This window comes from Arthrobacter sp. 2762 (assembly GCF_040548745.1).
Classification (GTDB): Bacteria; Actinomycetota; Actinomycetes; order Actinomycetales; family Micrococcaceae; genus Arthrobacter.
Genome location: NZ_JBEPSI010000008.1, coordinates 169,221 through 190,537 on the forward strand (window position 1 = coordinate 169,221; position 21,317 = coordinate 190,537).

Sequence of the window (21,317 nt, forward strand, 5' to 3'; positions counted from 1 at the left end):
CCACCCTTCCTACAGGCCTCCAAGCCTTCCCTGCCGGGAATCCGCAGTGGCCCGTGACTAAGATGGCTCCATGACCAGCCTTCGCTCCCGCCGTTCTCTTTTCGCCGCTACCCTGGCCGCCGCCGCCCTTGCACTCTCTGCCTGCGGTGGCGGTTCCACTCCAGCCCAGTCCGGTGGCGATACATCCTTGTCCGATGTGAAATCCAAGGGCGAACTCGTCATCGCAACGGAAGGAACCTACCGCCCGTTCAGCTTCCACGCCGAGGGCGCTGGTGAATTGACCGGCTACGACGTTGAGATCGCCAAAGCCGTGGCTGAAAAGCTGGGCGTGAAGGCGAGCTTCCAAGAGACGCAATTTGATGGCATCTTTGCGGGCCTGGACGCCAAGCGGTTCGATACCATCGCCAACCAGATCTCCATCAATGACGAACGCAAAGCCAAGTACGAGTTCTCCAAGCCCTACACCGTCTCTACCGGCGTTGTGGTGACCAAGAAGGACAATTCCAGCATCAACAGCTTCGCTGACCTCAAGGGCAAGACCACCGCGCAGTCGCTGACCAGCAACTTCTACAAAATGGCGGTGGAGGCCGGCGCCAACGTTCAGGCAGTTGAAGGCTGGGCCCAGTCTGCCACCCTCGTACAGCAGGGACGCGTGGACGCAACGGTGAACGACAAACTCACCTACCTGGACTACGCGAAAACCACGCCGGATTCCGGTTTGAAGGTGGCCGCCGAAGCGCCGGACAAGACCGAGAGTGCCCTGGTGTTCCGAAAGGGTTCAACAGAGCTGGCCAAGGCTGTAGACAAGGCGCTGGATGACCTGCGGGCAGATGGAACCCTGGCAAAGATCTCCGAAAAGTACTTCGGTGCGGATGTCACCAAATAAATGAACTGGGACCTCATTTGGAGTTCCTTCGGGCCGATCATCACAGGGGCCGTAACGGGCACCATCCCCCTTACCCTGGCCTCCTTTGCCTTTGGCCTGGTGCTGGCCTTGGTGGTGGCGCTGTTGCGGCTGAGCTCGAATTGGCTGCTGTCCGGCATAGGTCGCTTCTACGTCTCGGTTATCCGCGGTACTCCCCTGCTGGTGCAGCTGTTCGTGATTTTCTTCGGCCTTCCCAGCATTGGCATCCGGCTGGATCCCTGGCCGAGCGCCATCATCGCCTTCTCCTTGAACGTGGGCGGCTACGCTGCCGAGATCATCCGGGCTGCGATACTTTCGGTGCCCAAGGGTCAGTGGGAAGCCGGCCACACCATCGGGATGTCCCACCCCCAAACGCTGGTGCGCATCATCCTTCCGCAAGCGGCACGCGTGTCCGTTCCACCGTTGTCCAACACCTTCATTTCCCTGGTTAAGGACACCTCGCTCGCTTCACTCATCCTGGTTACTGAACTCTTCCGCAATGCCCAGCAAATTGCTGCGTTCAGCCAGGAGTTCATGGCCCTGTACCTGCAGGCAGCCCTGGTCTACTGGGTCATCTGCCTGGTCCTTTCCACTGCGCAGTCCGCTGTGGAAAGGAGATTGGACCGCTATGTCGCCCACTGATGCACCTCAACAGCGCGAACCACGCGTCACCTCAGTACTGAAGGCCCGGAACCTCGCGAAAGCCTTCGGCAGCAATGTGGTGCTCCGCGACATCGATATCGACATCCGGCGCGGCCAGGTGGTGGCCCTCATCGGTCCCTCAGGCTCGGGCAAGACCACTGTTTTGCGCTCGCTTAACGGCCTTGAAATCCCCGACGCCGGTACCGTCACCTTTGGCGACACCGGCCGGGGCCCGGGCTCGGGCTCGGCCTCCGGATCGGGCTCGGGGAGCCAGGGCTCCGACGGCCTCTCGATCGACTTCGGCGCCAAAGTGGGCAAAAAGGAGATCGCAGCGCTCCGGGACCGCAGTGCCATGGTGTTCCAGCACTACAACCTGTTCCCCCATATGACCGTCCTGAAGAACATCATCGAAGGCCCCGTCCAAGTCCAGAAGCGCCCCAAGGCAGAGGCCATTGCCGAAGCCGAACGTTTGCTGGAGCGGGTGGGCCTGGCTGACAAGCGGGACGCCTATCCGTTCGAGCTCTCAGGCGGACAGCAGCAGCGCGTGGGCATCGTCCGCGCCCTGGCGCTCCAGCCTCAACTGCTGTTGTTCGACGAGCCCACCTCGGCCTTGGATCCCGAGCTCGTCGGTGACGTTCTGGGCGTCATCAAGGAACTCGCCGAGGAAGGCTGGACCATGGTGATCGTGACCCACGAGTTGGCCTTCGCCCAGCATGTGGCGGACGAGGTCATCTTCATGGACGGCGGCGTTGTCGTGGAGCGCGGCCCTGCTGCCGAGGTGCTGCGTGCACCCCGGCAGGAACGGACCAAGCTGTTCGTGAAGCGGTTGCAACACGACGTCTAAACCTCTTGGCGCGGGACCTCTTGGCGCTGGCCAGCCTTTATCGGGCGAACCGCAACGTGACCAATTGGAACGGGCGCAGGACCAGCTCGGCTGCGTCCTGCCCCACAGCCACTCCAGGAGCTTCTACCGGGCGTTCCAGCAGGTCCGTGGCCAGGACGCCATGAGCTTCAAAATTGGCCCTGACAACACCGGCTGAGCGTTGTCCGAGGGATTCGTAAAGACGCACAATGACGTCTCCGGAGCCATCCTCAGCCAGCTTCACCGCCTCCACTACCAAGGCAGGGTTGGACACGGACAGCAGGGGTTCCACTGGCTTGCTGCCAGTGACATAGCGGGGCTTCAGGTTGGTGCGGTAGCCCTCCTCCACGGCATCCCCGATCCCGGCTCCAGGCCTGACGGACAGTTCAAGTGTGTGCTCGCCGCGGTCTGCTTCGGGGTCCGGGTACCTGGCGGAGCGCAACAGTGAGACACGGACGGTGGTGGTCGTCCCCCCGTCTCCGCGAACAGCCCTGGTGACGTCGTGCCCATAGCTGGAGGAGTTGCTGACGGCCACGCCATAACCTGGCTCTGCAACGTGGATCCAGCGATGGGCGCAGATCTCGAACTTCGCAGCATCCCATGATGTGTTCGTGTGGGTCGGCCGGAACACATGGCCGAACTGGGTCTCGGAGGCCGAACGGTCCGCCCGGACATCCAGTGGGAAAGCGATCTTGAGCATCTTTTCGCGTTCTTGCCAGTCCACTGTGGTGGAGATCCCAAGCGACTCCGCACCGGCGTCGAGCGTTATCCGTTGCGTGATGGTGGAGGCACCAACCGTACGCTTGACCACCACGACGGCGCCTGCCTCCGTGCGCTCAAGATCGATGGTTTCCGCCTGGGTCACTTTGGTGACGTTGCGCCGGTAGAACTCCTCGATGTCCCAGGCGTCCCATTCATTCGGGGTATCCCTGAACAGCTCAAGCAGGTTGCCGGGCTGACCGGGCACCATCGCCTCACGGCCAGTGGAATAGTCCATGAGTGAGGTCAACAAGCCGTCACTGTCCACGACAGCGCGGATGACTCCGTTGTCCAGGATGTAGCCGCCATCCTTTTCCCCGGCATCAACAACTGCCTCCACCTTCACGGCTTCCGCGGCTGCGAGTGCCGGCACGCCAGCCCGCTGATGTGGGGCCGCATTGAGCAGGAACTGCATGTCTCCCCGACCCACGAGTGCCTGAGCGGCCTGGCCGATGATGGCCTCGAGATCGCGGGCGATCGCTTCGTAATTCCGCTCGGCGTCCTGGTGGACCCAGGCGATGGAACTGCCCGGCAGGATGTCGTGGAATTGCTGCAGGAGCACCAACCGCCACAGCCTCTTGAGCTCCGTTTCGGGATAGGCGTAGGCGTCGCCCAGGCGCACTGCGGCCGTGGAACACCACAGTTCTGCCTCGCGCAGCAGGTGCTCGCTGCGCCGGTTGCCTCGCTTGGTCTTCGCCTGGCTGGTGTACGTTCCGCGGTGCATCTCCAGGTACATCTCGCCCACCCACACCGGGAGGTTGCGGTACTCGGCCTCGGCCGCGGTGAAGAAGTCCTTGGCCGTACCCATCCGGACCTTGGGCGAACCTTCAAGATCCGCCGTGCGGTGTGCAGTCGCCACCATCTCGCGTGTGGGACCACCACCGCCATCGCCATAGCCGAAGGGAACCAATGACATGGTGCCGCGGCCGTGGTCACGGTAGTTGCGTTCCGCATGCGCAAGTTCGCGCGCGTGGAGCTCAGCGTTATACGTATCTACCGGCGGGAAATGGGTGAACAACCGGGTGCCATCGATGCCTTCCCACATGAAGGTGTGGTGCGGCATCCGGTTCACCTTGTTCCAGGAAATCTTCTGCGTAAGGAACCATCGCAAACCCGCGGACTTGACGATTTGTGGCAGTGCTCCCGAGTAACCGAAGGAATCGGGCAGCCATGCTTCCTGGCACTCCACGTCGAATTCCTTCAAGAAGAAACTCTTGCCTTCCACGAACTGGCGCGCCATGGCCTCGCCACCGGGCATGTTGGTGTCCGATTCAACCCACATCCCACCGACGGGAACGAACTGCCCGGCCCGGACCTTTTCCCGGATGCGGACAAAGAGCTCAGGGAAGAATTCCTTGATCCAGGCCATCTGCTGAGCTGAGGAGCACGAGAAGATGAAGTCGGGGTCCTCGTCCATGAGGGCCACCACGTTGGAGAAGGTGCGGGCACACTTGCGGATTGTTTCGCGGACGGGCCACAACCACGCGGAGTCGATGTGCGCATGACCGGTAGCCAGGAGTTCGTGTGCCGAAGCATAGGCGGGGCGGCTCAGTACTTCTGCCAATGCCTCGCGACCTGCGGCAGCCGTTCCTGCGACGTCGTCCGGATCCATGATGTCCAGCATCCGTTCCAGGGCCCGCAGGATTTCGTGGCGGCGCGGCAGGTCCATGGGGAGCTCGTGCATGAGCCCGCTCAATGTCCACACGTCCTGGTTGAGTTCCCACACCGTCTCGTTGAGTTCGGCAATGGCAATCCGGCCCAGACGATACCGGGGTTCGTCGCCGGAGGTCGCCTTATCACCCAAAGGAGTAGGCGCAAATGACCAGCCCTGCGACACGTCCGGGTTAGCTGCCGCTTCCACATAGAAATCCACGGACAATCCGCCGCCGAGCAGCTTCAGCGGAACGTGGTAATTACGCGGTGAGATCGCTTTGATGATGCTGGCATCGGCGTGCCAGGCCGTGCCTTCGCATTGGAACCCCGGCACGTCGCTGTTGAAACCGAGGTCCACGATGATTTCCACCGCCGTCCCCTTGGCTGAACCCCAGCCTTCTGGAACTTCACCCTGGAGCCGGAGCCATTTAGTGCTCCATGGCTTACCCCAAGGTGCGCCCGGCTCCTGGGGCGTGAAGAGCTGGCGCATGGCCTCCGCTGCGGGCACGGGTTCTCCAGGCGCGTCCCAGCTGCTGAGCTGCAGCGGGACGGACCTGCCGTAAATGGCCGGAAGAAGGCGTTCCCGAACGAATCGATCGAGACGCTGTTCAGTGATCCGGCGGTCGTCGTGCAATTAAATCCCCTTAGGCATTGGCTGGTGGCAAAGCGTCATGGCCGGCTGGCGAGCCGGCACTTTATGGACGGCATTATTAGAGGACACAGCGATTCCAATCGATGGATAAAATCTACGTTGTTCCAGCTCAATAGCCAAGTGATCGAGGACTATCCGCAGCGAATGGGGCCCTTAGCCAGCCTCTACCCCTACGATCCTGTCCCTGCCCGCGTACACGTTCAGGCTCGCACCGCGGCTGAAGCCCACCAGCGTGATACCCGTTTCGTCCGCGAGCTCGGCAGCGAGGCTCGATGGAGCGCTGACGGCCGCAAGGACGGGAATGCCCGCCATGGCAGCTTTCTGGACAAGCTCGAAAGATGCCCGGCCGGATACCTGAAGAACTGTTCCTTTCAGTGGCAGCTTGCCTCCCCGCAAAGCCCAACCCACCACTTTGTCCACGGCGTTGTGGCGCCCCACATCTTCCCGCAGGCACAGCAGCTCGGTAGTACCGTCGTCGTGAATCCTGAAAAGGCCCGCGGCATGGACGCCACCGGTTTTGGCGAAGACCGCCTGCGCCTCACGCAACCGGACCGGGAGGGCAGCCAGTGCTCTTACGGGGATCGTCACGTCATCGTTCTGGGGACTATGACGTGAGGACTTCCGGACGGCGTCGATCGAGTCGGTACCGCAAATGCCGCAGGAGCTTGATGTGTAGACGTTACGGCCGGTGTCCGGACGTTCGACGTCGGGCCGCAGCTGAGCGTCCACGACATTGAAGGTCTGTACGCCGTCCTCGTCCTCCCCTGCGCAGAAACGCTCGGAGACCAGTTGCCCCGGCTCCCAGATGATGCCCTCCGAGACAAGGAATCCCGCCACCAGATCGAAATCGTCCCCAGGTGTCCGCATGGTCACCGAGAACGACATATCACCAAGACGGATCTCCAGGGGCTCCTCGACCGCGAGGATGTCTTCCTTGTAACGGACAGGGTGTTCCAGGGCCTGGGGCGATCCGTCCAGAACGAACTTATGCAGCTTTCGGCGCTGGGTCACACGTCCCATGTCAGGATCCGTTCTCCTCTGGGTGCTTTACGAACCGTACAGTCATGGCCTTGTAGCCGGGCGTGTTCGATTCGCGGGCCACAAGCTCGCGGTGCACCAGGGCGTTGGCTTCCGGGAAGTAGGCGGCAGCGCAGCCCTTGGCCGTGGGATAAGAAATCAGCCGGAACTTATTGGCTCGCCGTTCCGTGCCGGCAAAGGTGGAAATGACATCCACCAGGTCACGGTCCTTGAAACCCAGGCCAGCGATGTCTTCCTCGTGGACCAGGATCACCCTGCGGGCGTCCGAGACCCCGCGGTAGCGGTCATCAAGGCCATAGAACGTGGTGTTGTATTGGTCGTGGCTGCGCACCGTCTGCAGGATCAAATGGCCCTCTGGAGCTTCAAGATACTCCAGCGGACTCACCGAGAACCGTGCTTTGCCGATGTCAGTGGCGAAGGTACGGGTATCCCGTGGCGGGTTCGGAAGGACGAAACCGTTCTTCGTCCGGACCCTGGCGTTGAAGTCCTCGAACCCCGGGATAACACGTGAGATGTGGTCCCGGATCACGTCATAATCCTCTGCCATGGCGCGCCAGTCCACGCCGTGGCCGTCCCCGAGTGTCGCTTCCGCCATGCGGGCCACGATGACGGGTTCGCTCAGGAGGTGCTCTGAGATCGGAGCCAGCCTGCCCTGCGTCTTGTGGATGACCGACATTGAGTCCTCTACGGAGAGGAACTGCTTGCCCTTGGGGTGTTTGTCGTCCGTGTCCGTGCGTCCCAATGTGGGCAGGATCAGGGATGTCTTCCCGTGCACCACGTGGGCACGGTTCGGTTTCGTGGAGATGTGGACGGTCAGCCCGGCGGTCTTGAGCCCTGCTTCCAATGCTGCGGTGTCAGAACCGGCTGCAGCAAAGTTTCCACCCATGGACACGAAGACATCCACCTCTCCCTTTTCCAGGGCGTGCTGGGTCTCCACAGAGTCATATCCATGCTCTCGAGGCATCTGGAACCCAAACTCCTTGTCCAGCGCGGCAAGGAACGTTTCGCCCGGCTTCTCCCAAATACCCATGGTGCGATCGCCCTGCACGTTGGAGTGGCCACGCACCGGGCAGGCGCCGGCTCCCCGTTTGCCAAAGTTGCCTTGGAGCAGCAGCAGGTTGATGATCTCCTTCAGCGTATCCACGGAGTGCGGCTGCTGGGTCAAGCCGAGCGCCCAGCAAATAATGGTTGCCTTTGACTTGGCCATCAGCCCGGCCACAGTGACGATCTCCTCGCGGGACAAGCCTGTTGCCCGCTCGGTTTCCTCCCAGTCCAGCTGGGACCGTGCCTTGGCGTACGCTTCGAAGCCTTCGGTCTGTTTCCCGATAAATGATTTATCGACGATCGTCCCCGGGTTCCGCTTCTCTTCCTCCAGGAGCAGGTGGCCCAGTGCCTGGAACAGTGCGAGGTCGCCACCGACCTTGATCTTAAGGAACTCATCCGCGATCGTAGTGCCGCCGCCGATCACGCCGTTGAGGGACTGGGGGTCCTTGAAGTTCAGCAGTCCCGCCTCCGGAAGCGGGTTCACGGCAACGATCTTTCCGCCGTTGTTCTTGCAGTCACGCAAAGCGGACAACATGCGGGGATGGTTGGTCCCGGGGTTCTGGCCCACTACGAACACCAGTTCGGCGTGGTGGATGTCTTCCAGCGAAACCGTTCCCTTGCCGATTCCGATGGTCGGGTTCAGCGCGCTGCCCGAGGACTCATGGCACATGTTGGAGCAGTCCGGCAGGTTGTTGGTTCCGATGCTGCGGGCGAACAACTGGTACATGAACGCGGTCTCGTTGGCCGTGCGGCCGGACGTGTAGAAAACGCAGCGATCAGGTGTGGTGGCATTGATATGCTCCCCGATCAAGGCAAAGGCTTCAGTCCAGCTGATCGGGGAATAGTGGGTGTCCCCCGGTTTGAGGACTACCGGCTCGGCGATCCGCCCCTGGCTCCCCAACCAATATTCGGTCTTGTCCTCAAGATCAGCGATGGAATGTGCTGCCCAGAAATCTGCGCCGACCGTCCGTGTGGTGCTTTCCTCAGCGATTGCCTTCGCGCCGTTCTCACAGAATTCCGCGGGACTGCGGCGTCCCGTGATGGATTCCGGCCAGGCGCAGCCCGGGCAATCAAAGCCGTCATGCTGGTTAACCCTGAGCATGGAGCGGACCGTGCGGGCTACTCCTGCCTGGGAGTAGCCCCTTACAAGGGCGACAGTGACAGCCTTGAGGCCTGCCGCAGCCTTCTTGGGCGGGTGGATTTGCAGGTCATCTTCATTGATGTCCTGTTCGGGAGCATGCCTGTTCATGGGTCCATCATTGCAAGCCCGGGCCCCCAGTTACCACCTGCGTCCATCCGGGGACCTTCAGGATTCCAGCGCGCTCCAGTCAACAGGACCGGAAGAAGCCTTCTTTTGTTGCCTGGCCGGCGGCTTGCGTGGTTTTCCTGCAGCATCTTGGGGCGTGGGCAGAGGTTTGCCCCATGGCAAAGAAAAAGCCGGGACCAGCTCGCCCATCTGGACACCATGCGGCGGCACCACCATGACGCCATCTGCTCCCGCCAGCCCTCGCATCATCCCAGGCCCTGCATGCTGCGCGGGCGATGCCAATCCGTAGACCAGCTTGAAGGGCATCAGGCGCGTCCGTCCAGGATCGGCGTCGATCATCGCACCGCTCGGAACCTCGCCAACGTCCTCCAGCTTCCTGTGGCCGAGGGCTGCGAGCAGCGGCCCCCCAAGCGTAAACAGCGCCATCATGGCAGCCAGCGGATTCCCGGGCAGGCCCAGCACGAAGCGCCCGTCCGGAAGCTCCGCCAACACGGCGGGGTGCCCGGGGCGCATGGCAATGCCATCGATCAGCAGACGGCCGCCCAGTTCAGCCACGGCCCTCCTGAAATGATCCGTCCCTGAGCGTCCGGTCCCGCCCGTAGTAATCACGACGTCGGCCGGCGGCTCCGCTGCGGCATATGGTTCCGCAGGTTCAGGCTCGGTGTCCTGCAAAGCCGCAAGCCAGTCGTCGTAGTTGTCGCCTACCTTAAGTTGCTCTCCTGCGATGCCACCCAGGAGTTCGACGACGGCTCCAAGCTGAGGGCCAAAGGTATCCCGGACCTTGCCTGGCACAGGGACGCCTTGCGTCACCACTTCCGACCCCGTCAGGAGAAACCGCACCAAAGGTTTCCCCAGGACTTCCAATTCATCCAGTCCGGCCAGGGCAGCCAAGGCAATGTGCGCAGGATTCAGGATGGTGCCGGCTTTGAGCAGCACGTCCCCTTCGGCAGCTTCCTCGGCAGCTTTGCGGATGTGCTGGCCATTGCGTGGCTCCCCCGGCTTCGCGGACCCGCCAAGCGCAAGGATCGGAAGGCCGTCGTCGTCCGTGGTGATAACGCCACTTTCGCTGCGCAGAACGGCCTTGGCGCCTGGCGGAATGAGTCCTCCGGTGACGATGGGACTGGCCTGGTGGGGAGCAAGTCTGTGGCCGGGCTCAACAAGAATCCATGGGCCCGTTCCGTTGACGGTCCAGCCGTCCATGGCGGAGGACGCATAGTGCGGCATGTCCTGAATGGCCACTGCATCCGAGGCAAGTGTCCTTCCCAAGGCAGCCTTCAATGGCACTGGGCTTGGCGGGATGGGAGCAGCGACCTCAAAGGCACGTTGCCGGGCCTCATGCCATGTGTGTGCCGCGTGGTGGTGGCCCTGTCCGGGGGCCTCGGTCATTCCGACTCAGTCCCGGGCTCCAGGTATTGCTTGGCAACCTGGCGGGCCAGGTCAAGGGCAGCGCTCATGGCGGTGTCGTCCGCCGCCTGTCCGATCCCCCTGGCCATACCGGCAGCGTAACCGGCGATGAACGTAGTCAGCGGCGCCGCAGGCCGAACCACGGAGTGGGCTGCAACTCCTGCCACCGAAAGGACTTCATTGATGTCCACTTCAACGCCCTCAAGCTCAAAGGCCTGCAACAGTGTGCGGCACCAATCCTCGAGCGTCTCTTCCTGGCTCTTCATGTCCGCCTCCTGCTCGTTGTGTATGCCCAGGGCCGCAGCGTCCTCCCACGTGTCCACATCATCGGTAGACCCATCGGGGACAGTAACGGCCAGCAGGTTCAGCCTAGCAAGCAGCCGGAACACTGAAGAGTTCGTTAACCCCGAAGCTGCCGAAGCTACGGCAACTTCCCTTTCCAAAGCGGTGGTGCTGTAGACCCCCAGGAGGGGCTGTTGCCGGCCGTCGGCTGAGACGGCCATGGCACCTTCCACTTCAGGATGGGCACGCAATCCTTCCCAGAGGGGCGCAATGCCCCTGGAGGCGTGCGGCATGTCGCATGCCAGGACGAGCGTCCACGGCGCTGGTTGCCCATTCTGGTGCAAAGCCACCAGACCAGCAGCTATCGCGGCGGCAGGCCCAGCAAAGGCCGGCTCCTCCCGGGCACTAAGAACTCCATCCGGCAGGACGCCGCCGATACCAGAGGTGTCAGGACCAACCACCACCACAGCGGAAGCACCCCGTGCCGCCTGCAGGGCATGCGAAAGGAGGCTGGCGCCGTCGAACGTTAATCCGGGCTTGGGCACGCCACCGAGGCGGGTGGCCCTGCCACCCGCCAGAATCACAGCGTTGAACTCCATCCGCCCAGATTACCCGGACGGCGGGAGGGCAACAGAAATCGATCAGGCGGCGGATTCCGGCAACAGGAACGGGTCCCAGTCCGGCGCAGGTTTCTCGAGTTCTTTGATCTGCCACATGGTTCCCGTGGGCACGCCAGGTTTGAAACGAAGTTTCCAACCCATCTCGGCCAGCGTGTGGTCACTCTTGGCGTTGTTGCATTTCAAACACGCCGCAACCAGGTTTTCCCAGGAATCCGCGCCGCCCCTGGATTTGGGGTGGACGTGGTCTATGGTGTGGGCTGTTTTCCCGCAATAGGCGCAGCGATGGCCGTCGCGGCGGAGTACCCCGCGGCGGCTCACGGCAGTGATCCTGTTGTACCGGGGCCGGATGTAGCGATTGAGAAGAATCACGGATGGTCTCCCGAGAACCTCCTGTGGCCCGACGACAGGCTCGTCGCCTTCGGCCACCACGCTAGCTTTTCCAGTCAGCACAAGGACCAGCGCCCGGCGGAAGGTTACTACCGCCAGCGGTTCATATCCAGCATTCAGAACGAGTGTGCGCATGCACGTACCTCTTCACGGCCGCACCCGTCAGGGGCACGAGGGCCGGCTGCCCTCTGCTTGTACGGGCTGTGGATCGACAACACAAGGGTAAGCACTTATATGCCATATCAACGAATTTTTCCGCCGTTTCGCCTGTGGTGTTGGCGAAAGTTCATGTGCGGGACACCCCGTGGTTAAAGCAGAACACCCCGCCGGCCTGAGCCTGCGGGGTGTTCCGTGGAGTACTTGATCAGCCGTTGACGCGGATGAAAACGGGGCCGGAGCCAACGTTCACGCTGAACAGTGCCGTGGTGGATCCGTTCCATCCACCGTGGACTGCCATGCCGTTGCCGACGTAAACAGCGATGTGTGCCATTCCGCCGTAGCCACCGTTGGCATAGTAGGCGAGGTCGCCGGGCTGGGCTTCAGCTGCACTGACCGTGCGGCCGAGGGAGAGGTAGCCGGCCGGCCAATCGTGGAAGTGAATACCGACGGCGGCCAGCGAGTTGGTCACCAGCATGGTGCAGTCCTGCGTGACGCCGAGCTGTGCGTAGGCCGCTGCAGCGATAGCCGCCCCGAGGCCGCTGGATGCAGCAGGCGCCTTGGCCGCGGACGCATCAGTGTTGACCGCCAAAGTAGCGGTGCCGCCGGCAGCCGGAGCTTCCTTGGCAGGTGCCTTCTCGACGACGGGAGCCGGGGCTTCCACAGTCTTGACCACAGGGCGCTCGTAGGAGATGGCGACGCTGGAATCGGCAGCAATGGTCACCTGGGCAACCGACTGCACGTCAAGGGTGGACGCAGACGTAGATTCGCGCTGGACGTTGGTGTCCGCAGCATTTGCAGCAACGCCGCTGGTCAGGACAAGGCCCGATGCAGCTGCGATCACTGCTGCCTGACGGCCAACGCCACCGGCGTTGTCGCTGACAGCCTTGGCAATGACGGCAAGTGAGCTGGTCTTGGGGGCCTCAGCTCTATGCCGTGCAACCTTGTTTGCACTGGTCATGATTACTCTCTTTTCGTATCCGCGCACGGTGGGGTCGCACGCGGGTTATGGGCTGCCAGCACTTGGGGGGCATGCTGGCTTACCCCGAATGGGATTTTCTAGCGGAGGGTGTAGAACGAGGACGTGCCGGTGGAGGCCGCGGAGTGCAGGAGCGTGCCCTGGCTGGGGTTCAAAGCGCTGATCATCATGCCGTTACCGACGTAGATGCCCACGTGGGCTCCACCGTTCTGCACGACGAGGTCGCCAGGGGCAGGGGTGCTGGTGGGGGTCATGACCGTCCAGGCATTGACGCGGGGGATGCTGATGCCGGCCTGGGCGTAAACCCACTGGGTAAATCCGGAGCAGTCCCAGCCGTTGGGGGAAGTGCCGCCCCAAACGTAGGGGTGGCCGATGCCGGTGTAGGCAATTGCTGCAAGTCCTGAGGCTGCCGCGCTGGAAGCGGCATCCTTGGCCTTGGAGGACAGGGCAGCGAGGGTGCCGTTCGCTTGGTCTTCGGTTGCCGTGCGCTGGGAGGCCCGCTGAACCTTGGGAGCTTCCTTTGTAGCCACAACGGGGCTCTCGAAGGAAACGGTTGCGGTGGGCTCCGCGGTAACAACTGCGGTGGCGACCAACTGCTGGGTGCTGGAGGATTCCGACTTGGAAACGTCGGTGTCAGCGGCCTGGGCCGGGAGTCCAACGCTGAGAACGAGCCCCGAGGCTGCGGCCAGAACGGCGGCTTGGCGGCCTACGGTGCCTGCATTGGTTGAGACAGCCTTGGAAAGGGTGTTCAACGGGTTCGTGCGAACCAATTCGGCGCGATGGCGCGCAGGGGTAGTGCGTGATGACACGAAGGTAGCCTCTCCCAATGCCTGCGAGGTGAGCTGTCGGATTCGGATGGGAGTCATCCGGCCGCGCGGCTTCAAGGAAGCTTTTGCGACTTAACCCCAAGGTCTTCTGACTCGAAGACCAAAATTGGTTCCCCCGCCCCTGCCAGACGATTTTTGCGAACGGACCTCGAGTGGTGGCAGAGCTAGGCAATCCACTCAAGTGCATCGGCCCCCTAAAAAGCCGATGCGCTTTAGACGGTACAACAGATGTTCGTGAATGTCACATTCAGGTCACGGGGCGTGTCATGAATGCGATAGACAACCATCAACTGGCTCAGAGCCAGCCCATGGGATCTACGACTTCGCCGTTGACCTGGACCTCGAAGTGGAGGTGGCAGCCGGTAGATGCTCCTGTGGTGCCACTCAGCGCGACGGTATCGCCGCGGCTGACAGTCTGCCCCACCTTGACGTTGAAGGACGACAGGTGGTTGTACGTGGTCTCGAGGCCGTTGCCGTGATCAATCACGACGCGGTTGCCTCCGCCGTACTCATGCCACCCGGCGAATGTGACCTTGCCTGCGGCTGCGGCGTGAACGGCGGTTCCGCACTGGGCCACGAAGTCCTGGCCACGGTGGAAGTCGCCGGTGCCGCCGGTAAGGGGGCTGACACGGTAGCCAAACGGCGATGCCGTGACCAGCTTGTCCAGCGGACTTCCCAAGGTGCCAAGTGAGGAGGCGCGCTGGATGCTCCCCGCTGACTGGGCGCTCAGCAACTGCTTGAGCTTGCCGTCAGGATCAGCGGCGGTAGCGACGGCTGCGCGACTGAAATCGATTTTGGCAGAGGCTGCTGCAGAAACTTCCGGTTGGCTGCCACCGGGCACGGAGAGGGCCGCCTCGGCCTGGCCGGACTCGGACGTGGCCATGACGGGGCTTGTGGCAGGCAGGCCTACAGTCAGGGCAAGTCCGGTGGCGGCAAGCGCGACACCGGCCTTCTGCCCGACACCACTGGCTGCGGCGAAGTCGGCTACCTGGCGCAACGGGCTCTTACGGCGGCGCACCTGACGCGGGGTGTCGCGTGGCCGGATCTCCATTGCGGCGCGGGCTGGCCGCAGCTCAGCAGCGGGGCCGGACGCGCGGCGGCGGCCCCTGACGTTCTGCGATGTCAAACTCTGTTCCTCTCTGGAAAGCCTGCGAAGTTAGCTGTCGGATTCGGGTCAGAGAGTTCAAAGACCCGGTCCGCACGAAGCGCAAACGGCACACAGGTATCCCCGGAAGGACTTGCGTTAGTAGGCACTTCTGCTGCGGACTTCACCCCAAGGCTGCTTCTTTAGGCAGCCGCTTGTGGTTCCCCCGCCTCTGCCAGTAGTTGATGACACACCTGATCTGCTGGCAGAGCTCGGCTCCAGATCAGGTAACGCTTTGGTATCGGCGCTAGTAGATAACTATAGGTGATTAAAGCCCGCAGTAATAAATTCGTTATCTTTCCAGACGACCGTGTTGTGGGTGGCCCCATATCATCAGTCGCCGAAATCCGCAGGTCACACGCGCGGCAACCAGCTCAAAGTGAGATCCGACACTCCCCGCGGTCGGAGGGAAAGTCAGAGTCAGCTGACGGCGACGAAGACGTGCGCAGCTACCTCGGGAGGCAGCTCCAGTGCTCCTTCAATGCCGGGAACGCGGACAGAGATGTACTCCCCCACCCGTTCCAAGGAGACAGTTGCGCCAGGACGAATTCCGCCTTCGTCGAGCTGGGTGAGGAGCTCGGGCTCAACCTGGATGGGCTCAGCAAGGCGGCTGACCACTACGCGCGAATCGGCAGCATACCCGTCCATCGCATGCAGCAGGTTGACGTCCAGCCGGGCAAGGGGCTGGTTGGCGAGGCCGCCAAGCGCTTCCAAACCCGGGATGGGGTTGCCATACGGTGACTCGGTGGGGTGTTCCAACAACTCATAGAGCCGCCGTTCCACCCGTTCGCTCATGACATGCTCCCAGCGACATGCTTCGTCATGAACGTACGCCCAGTCCAGACCAATGACGTCCGCCAGGAGTCTTTCGGCAAGACGGTGCTTCCGCATGACTTCGGTGGCCCGCTTGCGCCCGACTTCGGTCAGTTCCAGGTGGCGGTCGTTGGACACAATCACCAGGCCGTCGCGTTCCATGCGTCCAATGGTCTGGGAAACCGTGGGACCCGAGTGCCGCAGACGCTCCGCAATGCGTGCGCGAAGAGCCACGATGTTCTCTTCTTCAAGCTCCAAAATGGTCCGAAGATACATCTCAGTGGTATCGATCAGATCCGTCATCCAGCTCAGCTCTCCTCGAACGCATTTCTTGCGTAATCTCCACCGTACCGCGTCCCAGCCAAGGTGGACGGTGTGCAACCGACACCTCAGGAACGTCAACCCCAGCCTAGCTTATTTGGAATTACTCTGGATAATTTTTCCCTGGGCCGCAATGCCTGTGGTGGTCCGTCATTCCACGTGGCGGACTATGACAACCGCAGATTCCTGACGGTGGGTCCGGTCAGGCAGAATGAGGGAGTCGAAGGGGCAGCCGATGCCACCTGCCCACCTCCCCCTCTCTAACCGATACCCATTGGAGCCATACGTGAGCGACAACAGCATCACTATTCCCGCCGACCTGCTGCCCAAGGACGGACGCTTCGGCGCGGGACCGTCCAAGGTCCGCCCGGAACAGGTCCAGGCCCTGTCTGCCGCATCGACCACCATTCTCGGCACGTCCCACCGTCAGGCGCCGGTCAAGAACCTGGTGGGTTCGGTCCGCGAAGGGCTCAGCCAGTTCTTCCGTGCACCTGAGGGCTACGAAGTTGTCCTCGGCGTCGGCGGTTCCACTGCTTTCTGGGATGTAGCGGCTTTTGGCCTGGTTGAGAAAAAGGCCCAGCACCTTTCCTTCGGTGAGTTCGGTTCCAAGTTTGCCGCGGCCACCGACAAAGCCCCGTTCCTGGATGCATCCTCCATCATCAAGTCCGAGCCCGGCACGCGGCCGGTCTCCCAAGCGGAGGCTGGCGTTGACGTCTATGCCTGGCCGCAGAACGAGACCTCAACTGGTGTTGCAGCCCCCGTGAAGCGCGTCGAGGGCGCCGACGCCGGTTCGCTCGTCTTGGTGGACGCCACTTCAGCCGCCGGCGGGCTGGACGTGGACGTCGCCGAATCGGATGTCTACTACTTCGCCCCGCAGAAGAACTTCGCCTCTGACGGCGGCCTGTGGCTGGGCCTGTTCTCCCCCGCGGCCCTGGAGCGCGCCGCTCGGATCAAGGCCAGCGACCGCTGGATCCCGGACTTCCTGGATCTCCAGACCGCAATCGACAACTCCAAACTGAACCAGACGTACAACACACCTTCACTGTCCACGCTGGTGACCTTGGACGCGCAGGTGCAGTGGCTCAACAGCAATGGTGGACTGGACTTCGCCAGCAAGCGCACAGCAGACTCTGCCAGCCGCATCTACTCCTGGGCCGAGGCTTCCGAGTACGCCACACCGTTCGTCGCCAAGGCTGAGGACCGCTCCAACGTCATCGCCACCATCGACTTCGATGACTCCATTGATGCAGCGGCAATCGCCAAGATCCTGCGTGCCAACGGCGTCGTGGACACCGAGCCGTACCGCAAGCTTGGGCGGAACCAGCTGCGCATTGCCACTTTCGTCGCTATCGAACCGGACGACGTCTCAGCCCTGCTCGCCAGCATCGACTACGTCGTGGGCGAACTCAAGAAATAAAACTGAAGAAGTAACTGTCGCGGAATTCCGCGCAAGGGCAGGAAACGGCGTCGTCAGGGTTCTTCCCGGGCGGCGCCGCTGCCGTTAATCGCCCAGGCGGGCTGCGTCGTCGTCCTCTTCGTCGGCTTCATCGGATGCCTCGGCGGCGTCGTCTTCATCAGCCTGTACGGATTCCTCGGACACTTCCTCAACCGTCTCCTCCACCAAGGGTGTCTCGTCTTCCGGGCGGACACGCTTGGCCCACGGGACCCATTCCGGGGCCAGGATGGAATCCTCAGAGGGCAAGAGGCCAAGCTCGCTGACTGTGACGATCTTTGACCGGGAATTGCGCGTGATCACGGCATACCATTGCCACCCGCCGTATCCCGCAAGCTTCGACTCGAACAAGTGCGTGACCACGCGGTCGCCCTCGGACTTTGCGCCTACGTAGGTACCCACCTCGCCCGGGTTCGCGATAGTCTCCACCGCTTCCCGCGCGACATCGACGGCGGCGGCCAGGAACGCATCCGGCTTGCCAGTGCGCCACACGGGGATGCCGGCCCGCGGCTTCGCTGCGACCGGCTTCCGCGCAGGGGTGTCGCTGTTTTCAGGGGCTTGCCCGTTGACAGGATTCTCCCCGGTGACAGGAACTGGGGCGGCGGCAGTGACGGCCTCAGGGCTGGCCTGCGCGTCCCTTCCGGCCTGAGTATCCTGTGCGGATTCCGAAGTCATGGCAGTTCCTAGGCTTCTAGCTCGTCGGCAACCTTGCGCAGCGCCATACCGATGGCCTTGGCCTTGTTGCCTTCCGGGTACTTACCGGACGACAAAGTACCGGACAAGTTATCCAGCACGGTCACGAGGTCCTGCACCAAAGGCGCCAGGTCCTTGGCGTTCATGCGCTTGGCCTTGGCGATGGAGGGCGTCTTGTCCAGGACCCGAAGGCCCAACGCCTGGGCACCGCGACGGCCATCGGCCACGCCAAATTCCACACGCGTACCGGCTTTGAGCTCGGTTACGCCTGCGGGCAGCGATGTCTTGGGCAGGAATACCTCCTGGCCGTCCTCAGCCGCGAGGAATCCGAAGCCTTTTTCCTTGTCATACCACTTGACCTTGCCGGTGGGCACGTAATCAACCTTCTTCGTTCTTGCTTTGGAGACACGTCGCGCCGCCACCGCATCCGCAGGGATGTGCGGGATCGAGGGAGACAGCACGGTCCGTGTTGGTCTGTTGCTTCAAGGTTATCCTGCCGGACCACCTATTCATGCTTTGCCGCCGCTTTGCGGCGCCGTTGCTTCACGCTTGCGGCGCCTTGACTGCGAACAGGCCGGGATGGAGGCCGCCCAGGAGCCCACAAGCCTGCTTCGTATGGCCCTGCTGCTAGCGTTAGGCGCATGACTTCCCCGGGTTACCGCCGCCCCCTCATGATCGTTGCCGCCATGATCGCCATCCTCTCCTTGGCTGCAGTAGGCGCGGTCATGGCTATCGCCTTCAACGGTGGAGTGGCGCCGGTGTGGATCACGTCCGCCGCCCTGTACGGACTGCCGGTTGCCTTCATGCTTGCCGTGGTCCTGGTGTTGGATGCCGTCCGTCAACGGCGCCGGCAATAGCGAATCAGGCGCCGTCAACAGCAAATCAACCGGGGCGGCTTTGCCTTGGCCACGCACGAGTGGCCCGGTGGCGGTAACGTTGGATTGATGTCCCTAATTCGCGCGCTCAGCAAGGAACTGGAAGCGCGCAGCGACAATTCGCTGCGGGCCTTGTTTGCCGCGCGACCTGACCTGATTTCTCCCATGGCCCCGGACTTCGCTGCCTTGGCAGCCCGGGCAAGTGCGCGAGTCAGCGTGCAACGGGCGTTGGAGCGCCTGACGAAGCCTGAAATGCAGGTTCTGGAAACACTCCATCTGTGCACGAATGCCGATACTGGCCACAGCGTTTCCGCTGCCGGGCTCAAGAAGGTCATCGCCGGTTCCACGCTGTCTGCGCTGGAACCGATTCTCGCTAAACTTCAGGAGTTGGCCCTGATCCACCGGGCCGATCCGCCGGCGGCATCAAATTCACAACCGAATTCGCGGCAACGGTTCTACCTTCCAGTTGGAAGCCTGAAGGACGTGATCGGCATCTATCCGGCCGGCCTGGGCCGAAGCTACACGGAGCTGGTCAGGTTGCAGCCGGCTTTCGCCCAACGCGTGGTTCAGCTCGTAGCCGAGCTCCATCACTGCGGCCTGGACATCCACCCGGCCAGCACGCCCATGGACGCCGCCTTGTCCCTGCAGCGCTGGACGTCAAGTCCAGAGAACGTGCGCGCTATTCTGGCCACGGCGCCCGAAAGGACCGTCGGCTTGCTGGACAAGTTCGGCAGTTGGGCCATGGGCGCGGTCCCCCAAGCTCAACGGCGGGCCTCCGTGACCCACGAAAGCGCCGACGTCGGGCCTGTCGACTGGCTGCTGGCCCGCGGCCTGCTGGTTCCCTTGGATGCCGGCCACGTCGAGTTGCCGCACAGTGTCGGCATCGCCCTGCGCGGTGGTGCGATCGTTGACGACTTCACCCTCAGCCCTCCGGTTCCGGAACTGGGCCACACGAGTGCCGCCCTCCGGCGCAACGCCGCGATGGGGGCGATCGCCGAGACACTACGGCTCACGAGCGAGGTGCTGTTTGCAGTCCGTGAGCAGCCATTGGCAACCCTCCGGAGCGGCGGCGTAGGCGTGCGTGAGCTGCGGCGCCTTGCAGAATCCATCCGGTGCGGCGTCCACGAAACTGCCCTCCTGCTGGAGTTCTGCGCGCTGGCCGGCCTTGTGCGGCTGGACGTTGACAGTTCCACGTGGATCCAGCCGCCATCACTGGAATGGCTCTCCCTGCCGCGACAGGAACAGTGGCTCTGGCTGGTGAACGCCTGGTTGGCCAGCGAGCGGGCACCTTCCATGGTGGGGCAGCCCCTCCCGGGAGCGACGTCCGGTTCGCCATCCCATCCAGGTTCCGCCGGCAGCACCATCAATGCATTGTCCGCAGAGGCTCAAAGGCCCGACGCTCCAGTGGTCCGGCGCCGGGTCCTGGAAATCCTCAATGAACTGACGGTTGAGGCGGCCGCTCCGGATGGCAAAGCACCCGTCCTGGATGCGCGCGCGGTGCTGCAACGCGCGGAATGGACGCAGCCCCGGATGTCCCGACGGTTCAGCTCCCTGGTGAGGGGGATCCTGGAAGAAGCCACCTTGCTGGGCTTGATGGGGTCCGGGGCCTTCACACAGTTGGGGTCTGCCATCGCGCTCGGCCATCCCGAAGAGGCGATGACCCTCCTTGGTGAACACCTGCCCGCCGCGGTCAACCACATCCTCCTGCAAGCGGACCTCACAGCCGTGGCGCCCGGTTACCTCGCCCCCGAACTCAGTGAAACGCTGCTGCTCATGGCCGACGCCGAAGGCCAGGGCCCGGCGTCGATCTACCGTTTTTCCACGGCAACTATCCGCAGGGCCCTCGACGCCGGCCAGGATGCGGAATCGCTGTTGACGTTCCTCCGCGAGCATTCAGCCACGGACGTGCCGCAACCGCTCGCGTACCTGGTGCAGGACACAGCGTCCCGACACGGACGTTTGCGGATCGGTTCCAGTGCCAGCTTCATCCAAAGCGACGACGAATCCGCCATCACTGACCTGTTGCAGGAGGCCCGCACGTCTGCACTGAGCCTGGTTCGGATCGCCCCCACCGTCCTGACGTCCTCTGCCAGCCCCAAGGAGACTGCACGTGTGCTGCGCGAGCTGGGCCTTTCCCCTGCCGTCCAGGACGCGGAACCCGCCGTCGTGCGCTTTAAACGGACAGCGGCAGTGCCCGGCAGCGCGCGTCCGGTCTATACGGCACCGCGGACGGCCCCACCGGACGACGACGTCGAAGCCCAGCTCTCGGTCTTGCGGCAGCACCGTGGCGTCCCGGCTGATGCGACAGGCGAAGCCTCCACGCAACTCGGCCTGGAAACGCTGCAGAAGGCCATCCGGCTCAAACAGGCGGTCACCATGAACGTGGTGGACAGCCTGGGGAATGCGAACATTGAAACCGTGGTCCCTGTCTCCGTCTCCGGTGGCCGCGTCAGGGTCTTTGATCCCGGCAAGGAAACGGAACGTGTACTGTCCATCCACCGGATCATCGATGTAGAACCCGCAGGAGAACTGCGCAAGTGAG

The 21,317-nt window shown here is 62.8% G+C and carries 18 protein-coding genes and 2 riboswitches; of the genes, 6 read left to right on the plus strand and 12 right to left on the minus strand.

The window, feature by feature from the left end:
* Positions 1–70 precede the first annotated feature (70 nt).
* Genes ABIE18_RS15925 through ABIE18_RS15935 form a run of 3 tightly spaced genes read left to right on the plus strand, consistent with a single transcriptional unit; the run spans position 71 to position 2,390 of the window.
* Entirely contained in the window at positions 71–886 is an 816-nt protein-coding gene (locus ABIE18_RS15925) for an amino acid ABC transporter substrate-binding protein (protein ID WP_499723636.1), read from the plus strand.
* Complete coding sequence (locus ABIE18_RS15930; RefSeq protein ID WP_431118589.1) at positions 887–1,546, plus strand: amino acid ABC transporter permease; 660 nt, start codon at positions 887–889, stop codon at positions 1,544–1,546.
* The gene (locus ABIE18_RS15935) at positions 1,533–2,390 is read left to right on the plus strand and encodes an amino acid ABC transporter ATP-binding protein (RefSeq protein WP_499723637.1); all 858 of its coding nucleotides are present in this window, start codon (positions 1,533–1,535) and stop codon (positions 2,388–2,390) included. Before ABIE18_RS15930 ends, ABIE18_RS15935 begins: the two co-directional genes overlap by 14 nt.
* A 37-nt stretch (positions 2,391–2,427) precedes the next feature.
* On the opposite strand, the gene ABIE18_RS15940 is transcribed toward ABIE18_RS15935, so the two are convergent.
* From ABIE18_RS15940 to ABIE18_RS15985, 10 genes are all read right to left on the minus strand, one after another.
* Positions 2,428–5,454 carry an alpha-mannosidase gene (locus ABIE18_RS15940; RefSeq protein WP_499723638.1) on the minus strand — a complete coding sequence of 1,009 codons (3,027 nt, stop codon included), beginning with the start codon at positions 5,452–5,454 and terminating at the stop codon, positions 2,428–2,430.
* Between the two features lie 171 nt (positions 5,455–5,625).
* Positions 5,626–6,492: a formate dehydrogenase accessory sulfurtransferase FdhD gene (gene fdhD / locus ABIE18_RS15945; protein WP_499723639.1), complete on the minus strand. Its 867-nt coding sequence runs from the start codon at positions 6,490–6,492 to the stop codon at positions 5,626–5,628.
* A 1-nt stretch (position 6,493) separates the two neighbouring features.
* Positions 6,494–8,803 carry an FdhF/YdeP family oxidoreductase gene (locus ABIE18_RS15950; protein WP_499723640.1) on the minus strand — a complete coding sequence of 770 codons (2,310 nt, stop codon included), beginning with the start codon at positions 8,801–8,803 and terminating at the stop codon, positions 6,494–6,496.
* A 57-nt stretch (positions 8,804–8,860) separates the two neighbouring features.
* A complete protein-coding gene (locus tag ABIE18_RS15955; protein ID WP_499723641.1) occupies positions 8,861–10,207 on the minus strand; it encodes a molybdopterin molybdotransferase MoeA in 1,347 nt (448 codons plus the stop codon).
* The gene (locus ABIE18_RS15960; protein ID WP_499723642.1) at positions 10,204–11,106 is read right to left on the minus strand and encodes an NTP transferase domain-containing protein; all 903 of its coding nucleotides are present in this window, start codon (positions 11,104–11,106) and stop codon (positions 10,204–10,206) included. The genes ABIE18_RS15955 and ABIE18_RS15960 overlap by 4 nt, the downstream gene beginning before the upstream one ends.
* Positions 11,107–11,148: 42 nt before the next feature.
* Positions 11,149–11,649 (minus strand): HNH endonuclease, encoded by a 501-nt coding sequence (locus tag ABIE18_RS15965; protein WP_431118577.1) that lies wholly within the window; start codon positions 11,647–11,649, stop codon positions 11,149–11,151.
* 229 nt (positions 11,650–11,878) lie between these two features.
* A complete protein-coding gene (locus ABIE18_RS15970) occupies positions 11,879–12,631 on the minus strand; it encodes an NlpC/P60 family protein (RefSeq protein ID WP_499723643.1) in 753 nt (250 codons plus the stop codon).
* 98 nt (positions 12,632–12,729) lie between these two features.
* Positions 12,730–13,458, minus strand: coding sequence for a C40 family peptidase (locus ABIE18_RS15975; protein ID WP_477515952.1), 729 nt, complete (start codon positions 13,456–13,458; stop codon positions 12,730–12,732).
* A gap of 4 nt (positions 13,459–13,462) precedes the next feature.
* Positions 13,463–13,626: riboswitch (cyclic di-AMP (ydaO/yuaA leader) on the minus strand.
* Between the two features lie 145 nt (positions 13,627–13,771).
* Entirely contained in the window at positions 13,772–14,602 is an 831-nt protein-coding gene (locus tag ABIE18_RS15980; RefSeq protein ID WP_431118572.1) for a M23 family metallopeptidase, read from the minus strand.
* A 6-nt stretch (positions 14,603–14,608) separates the two neighbouring features.
* Positions 14,609–14,838: riboswitch (cyclic di-AMP (ydaO/yuaA leader) on the minus strand.
* A gap of 202 nt (positions 14,839–15,040) precedes the next feature.
* Positions 15,041–15,736 (minus strand): iron-dependent transcriptional repressor DtxR, encoded by a 696-nt coding sequence (locus ABIE18_RS15985; RefSeq protein ID WP_442018464.1) that lies wholly within the window; start codon positions 15,734–15,736, stop codon positions 15,041–15,043.
* Between the two features lie 304 nt (positions 15,737–16,040).
* On the opposite strand from ABIE18_RS15985, the gene serC reads away from it, so the two are divergent.
* On the plus strand, positions 16,041–17,171 hold the full coding sequence (gene serC / locus ABIE18_RS15990; protein ID WP_499723644.1) for a phosphoserine transaminase: 1,131 nt from the start codon (positions 16,041–16,043) through the stop codon (positions 17,169–17,171).
* Positions 17,172–17,255: 84 nt separating this feature from the next.
* Here the strand turns inward: serC and ABIE18_RS15995 are convergent, their stop codons facing one another.
* Both ABIE18_RS15995 and ABIE18_RS16000 read right to left on the minus strand, forming a co-directional pair.
* Entirely contained in the window at positions 17,256–17,882 is a 627-nt protein-coding gene (locus ABIE18_RS15995; RefSeq protein ID WP_499723645.1) for a DUF3027 domain-containing protein, read from the minus strand.
* An 8-nt stretch (positions 17,883–17,890) separates the two neighbouring features.
* Positions 17,891–18,274, minus strand: a complete 384-nt coding sequence (locus tag ABIE18_RS16000) for a cold-shock protein (protein WP_216926040.1) — start codon at positions 18,272–18,274, stop codon at positions 17,891–17,893.
* Positions 18,275–18,541: 267 nt separating this feature from the next.
* Between ABIE18_RS16000 and ABIE18_RS16005 the strand changes: the two genes are divergently transcribed.
* Both ABIE18_RS16005 and ABIE18_RS16010 read left to right on the plus strand, forming a co-directional pair.
* Positions 18,542–18,757 (plus strand): hypothetical protein, encoded by a 216-nt coding sequence (locus tag ABIE18_RS16005; protein ID WP_499723646.1) that lies wholly within the window; start codon positions 18,542–18,544, stop codon positions 18,755–18,757.
* 87 nt (positions 18,758–18,844) lie between these two features.
* Positions 18,845–21,316, plus strand: a complete 2,472-nt coding sequence (locus ABIE18_RS16010) for a helicase-associated domain-containing protein (protein ID WP_499723647.1) — start codon at positions 18,845–18,847, stop codon at positions 21,314–21,316.
* The last annotated feature ends 1 nt before the right edge of the window (position 21,317 follow it).

Excerpts from the sequence above, each read along its gene's own strand:
- ABIE18_RS15925 (WP_499723636.1), top strand. The coding sequence starts at position 71 with ATGACCAGCCTTCGCTCCCGCCGTTCTCTTTTCGCCGCTACCCTGGCC.
- ABIE18_RS15930 (WP_431118589.1), top strand. The coding sequence starts at position 887 with ATGAACTGGGACCTCATTTGGAGTTCCTTCGGGCCGATCATCACAGGG.
- ABIE18_RS15935 (WP_499723637.1), top strand. The coding sequence starts at position 1,533 with ATGTCGCCCACTGATGCACCTCAACAGCGCGAACCACGCGTCACCTCA.
- fdhD (WP_499723639.1), bottom strand. The coding sequence starts at position 6,492 with ATGGGACGTGTGACCCAGCGCCGAAAGCTGCATAAGTTCGTTCTGGAC.
- ABIE18_RS15950 (WP_499723640.1), bottom strand. The coding sequence starts at position 8,803 with ATGAACAGGCATGCTCCCGAACAGGACATCAATGAAGATGACCTGCAA.
- ABIE18_RS15955 (WP_499723641.1), bottom strand. The coding sequence starts at position 10,207 with ATGACCGAGGCCCCCGGACAGGGCCACCACCACGCGGCACACACATGG.
- ABIE18_RS15960 (WP_499723642.1), bottom strand. The coding sequence starts at position 11,106 with ATGGAGTTCAACGCTGTGATTCTGGCGGGTGGCAGGGCCACCCGCCTC.
- ABIE18_RS15965 (WP_431118577.1), bottom strand. The coding sequence starts at position 11,649 with ATGCGCACACTCGTTCTGAATGCTGGATATGAACCGCTGGCGGTAGTA.
- ABIE18_RS15970 (WP_499723643.1), bottom strand. The coding sequence starts at position 12,631 with ATGACCAGTGCAAACAAGGTTGCACGGCATAGAGCTGAGGCCCCCAAG.
- ABIE18_RS15985 (WP_442018464.1), bottom strand. The coding sequence starts at position 15,736 with ATGACGGATCTGATCGATACCACTGAGATGTATCTTCGGACCATTTTG.
- ABIE18_RS15995 (WP_499723645.1), bottom strand. The coding sequence starts at position 17,882 with ATGACTTCGGAATCCGCACAGGATACTCAGGCCGGAAGGGACGCGCAG.
- ABIE18_RS16005 (WP_499723646.1), top strand. The coding sequence starts at position 18,542 with ATGACTTCCCCGGGTTACCGCCGCCCCCTCATGATCGTTGCCGCCATG.
- ABIE18_RS16010 (WP_499723647.1), top strand. The coding sequence starts at position 18,845 with ATGTCCCTAATTCGCGCGCTCAGCAAGGAACTGGAAGCGCGCAGCGAC.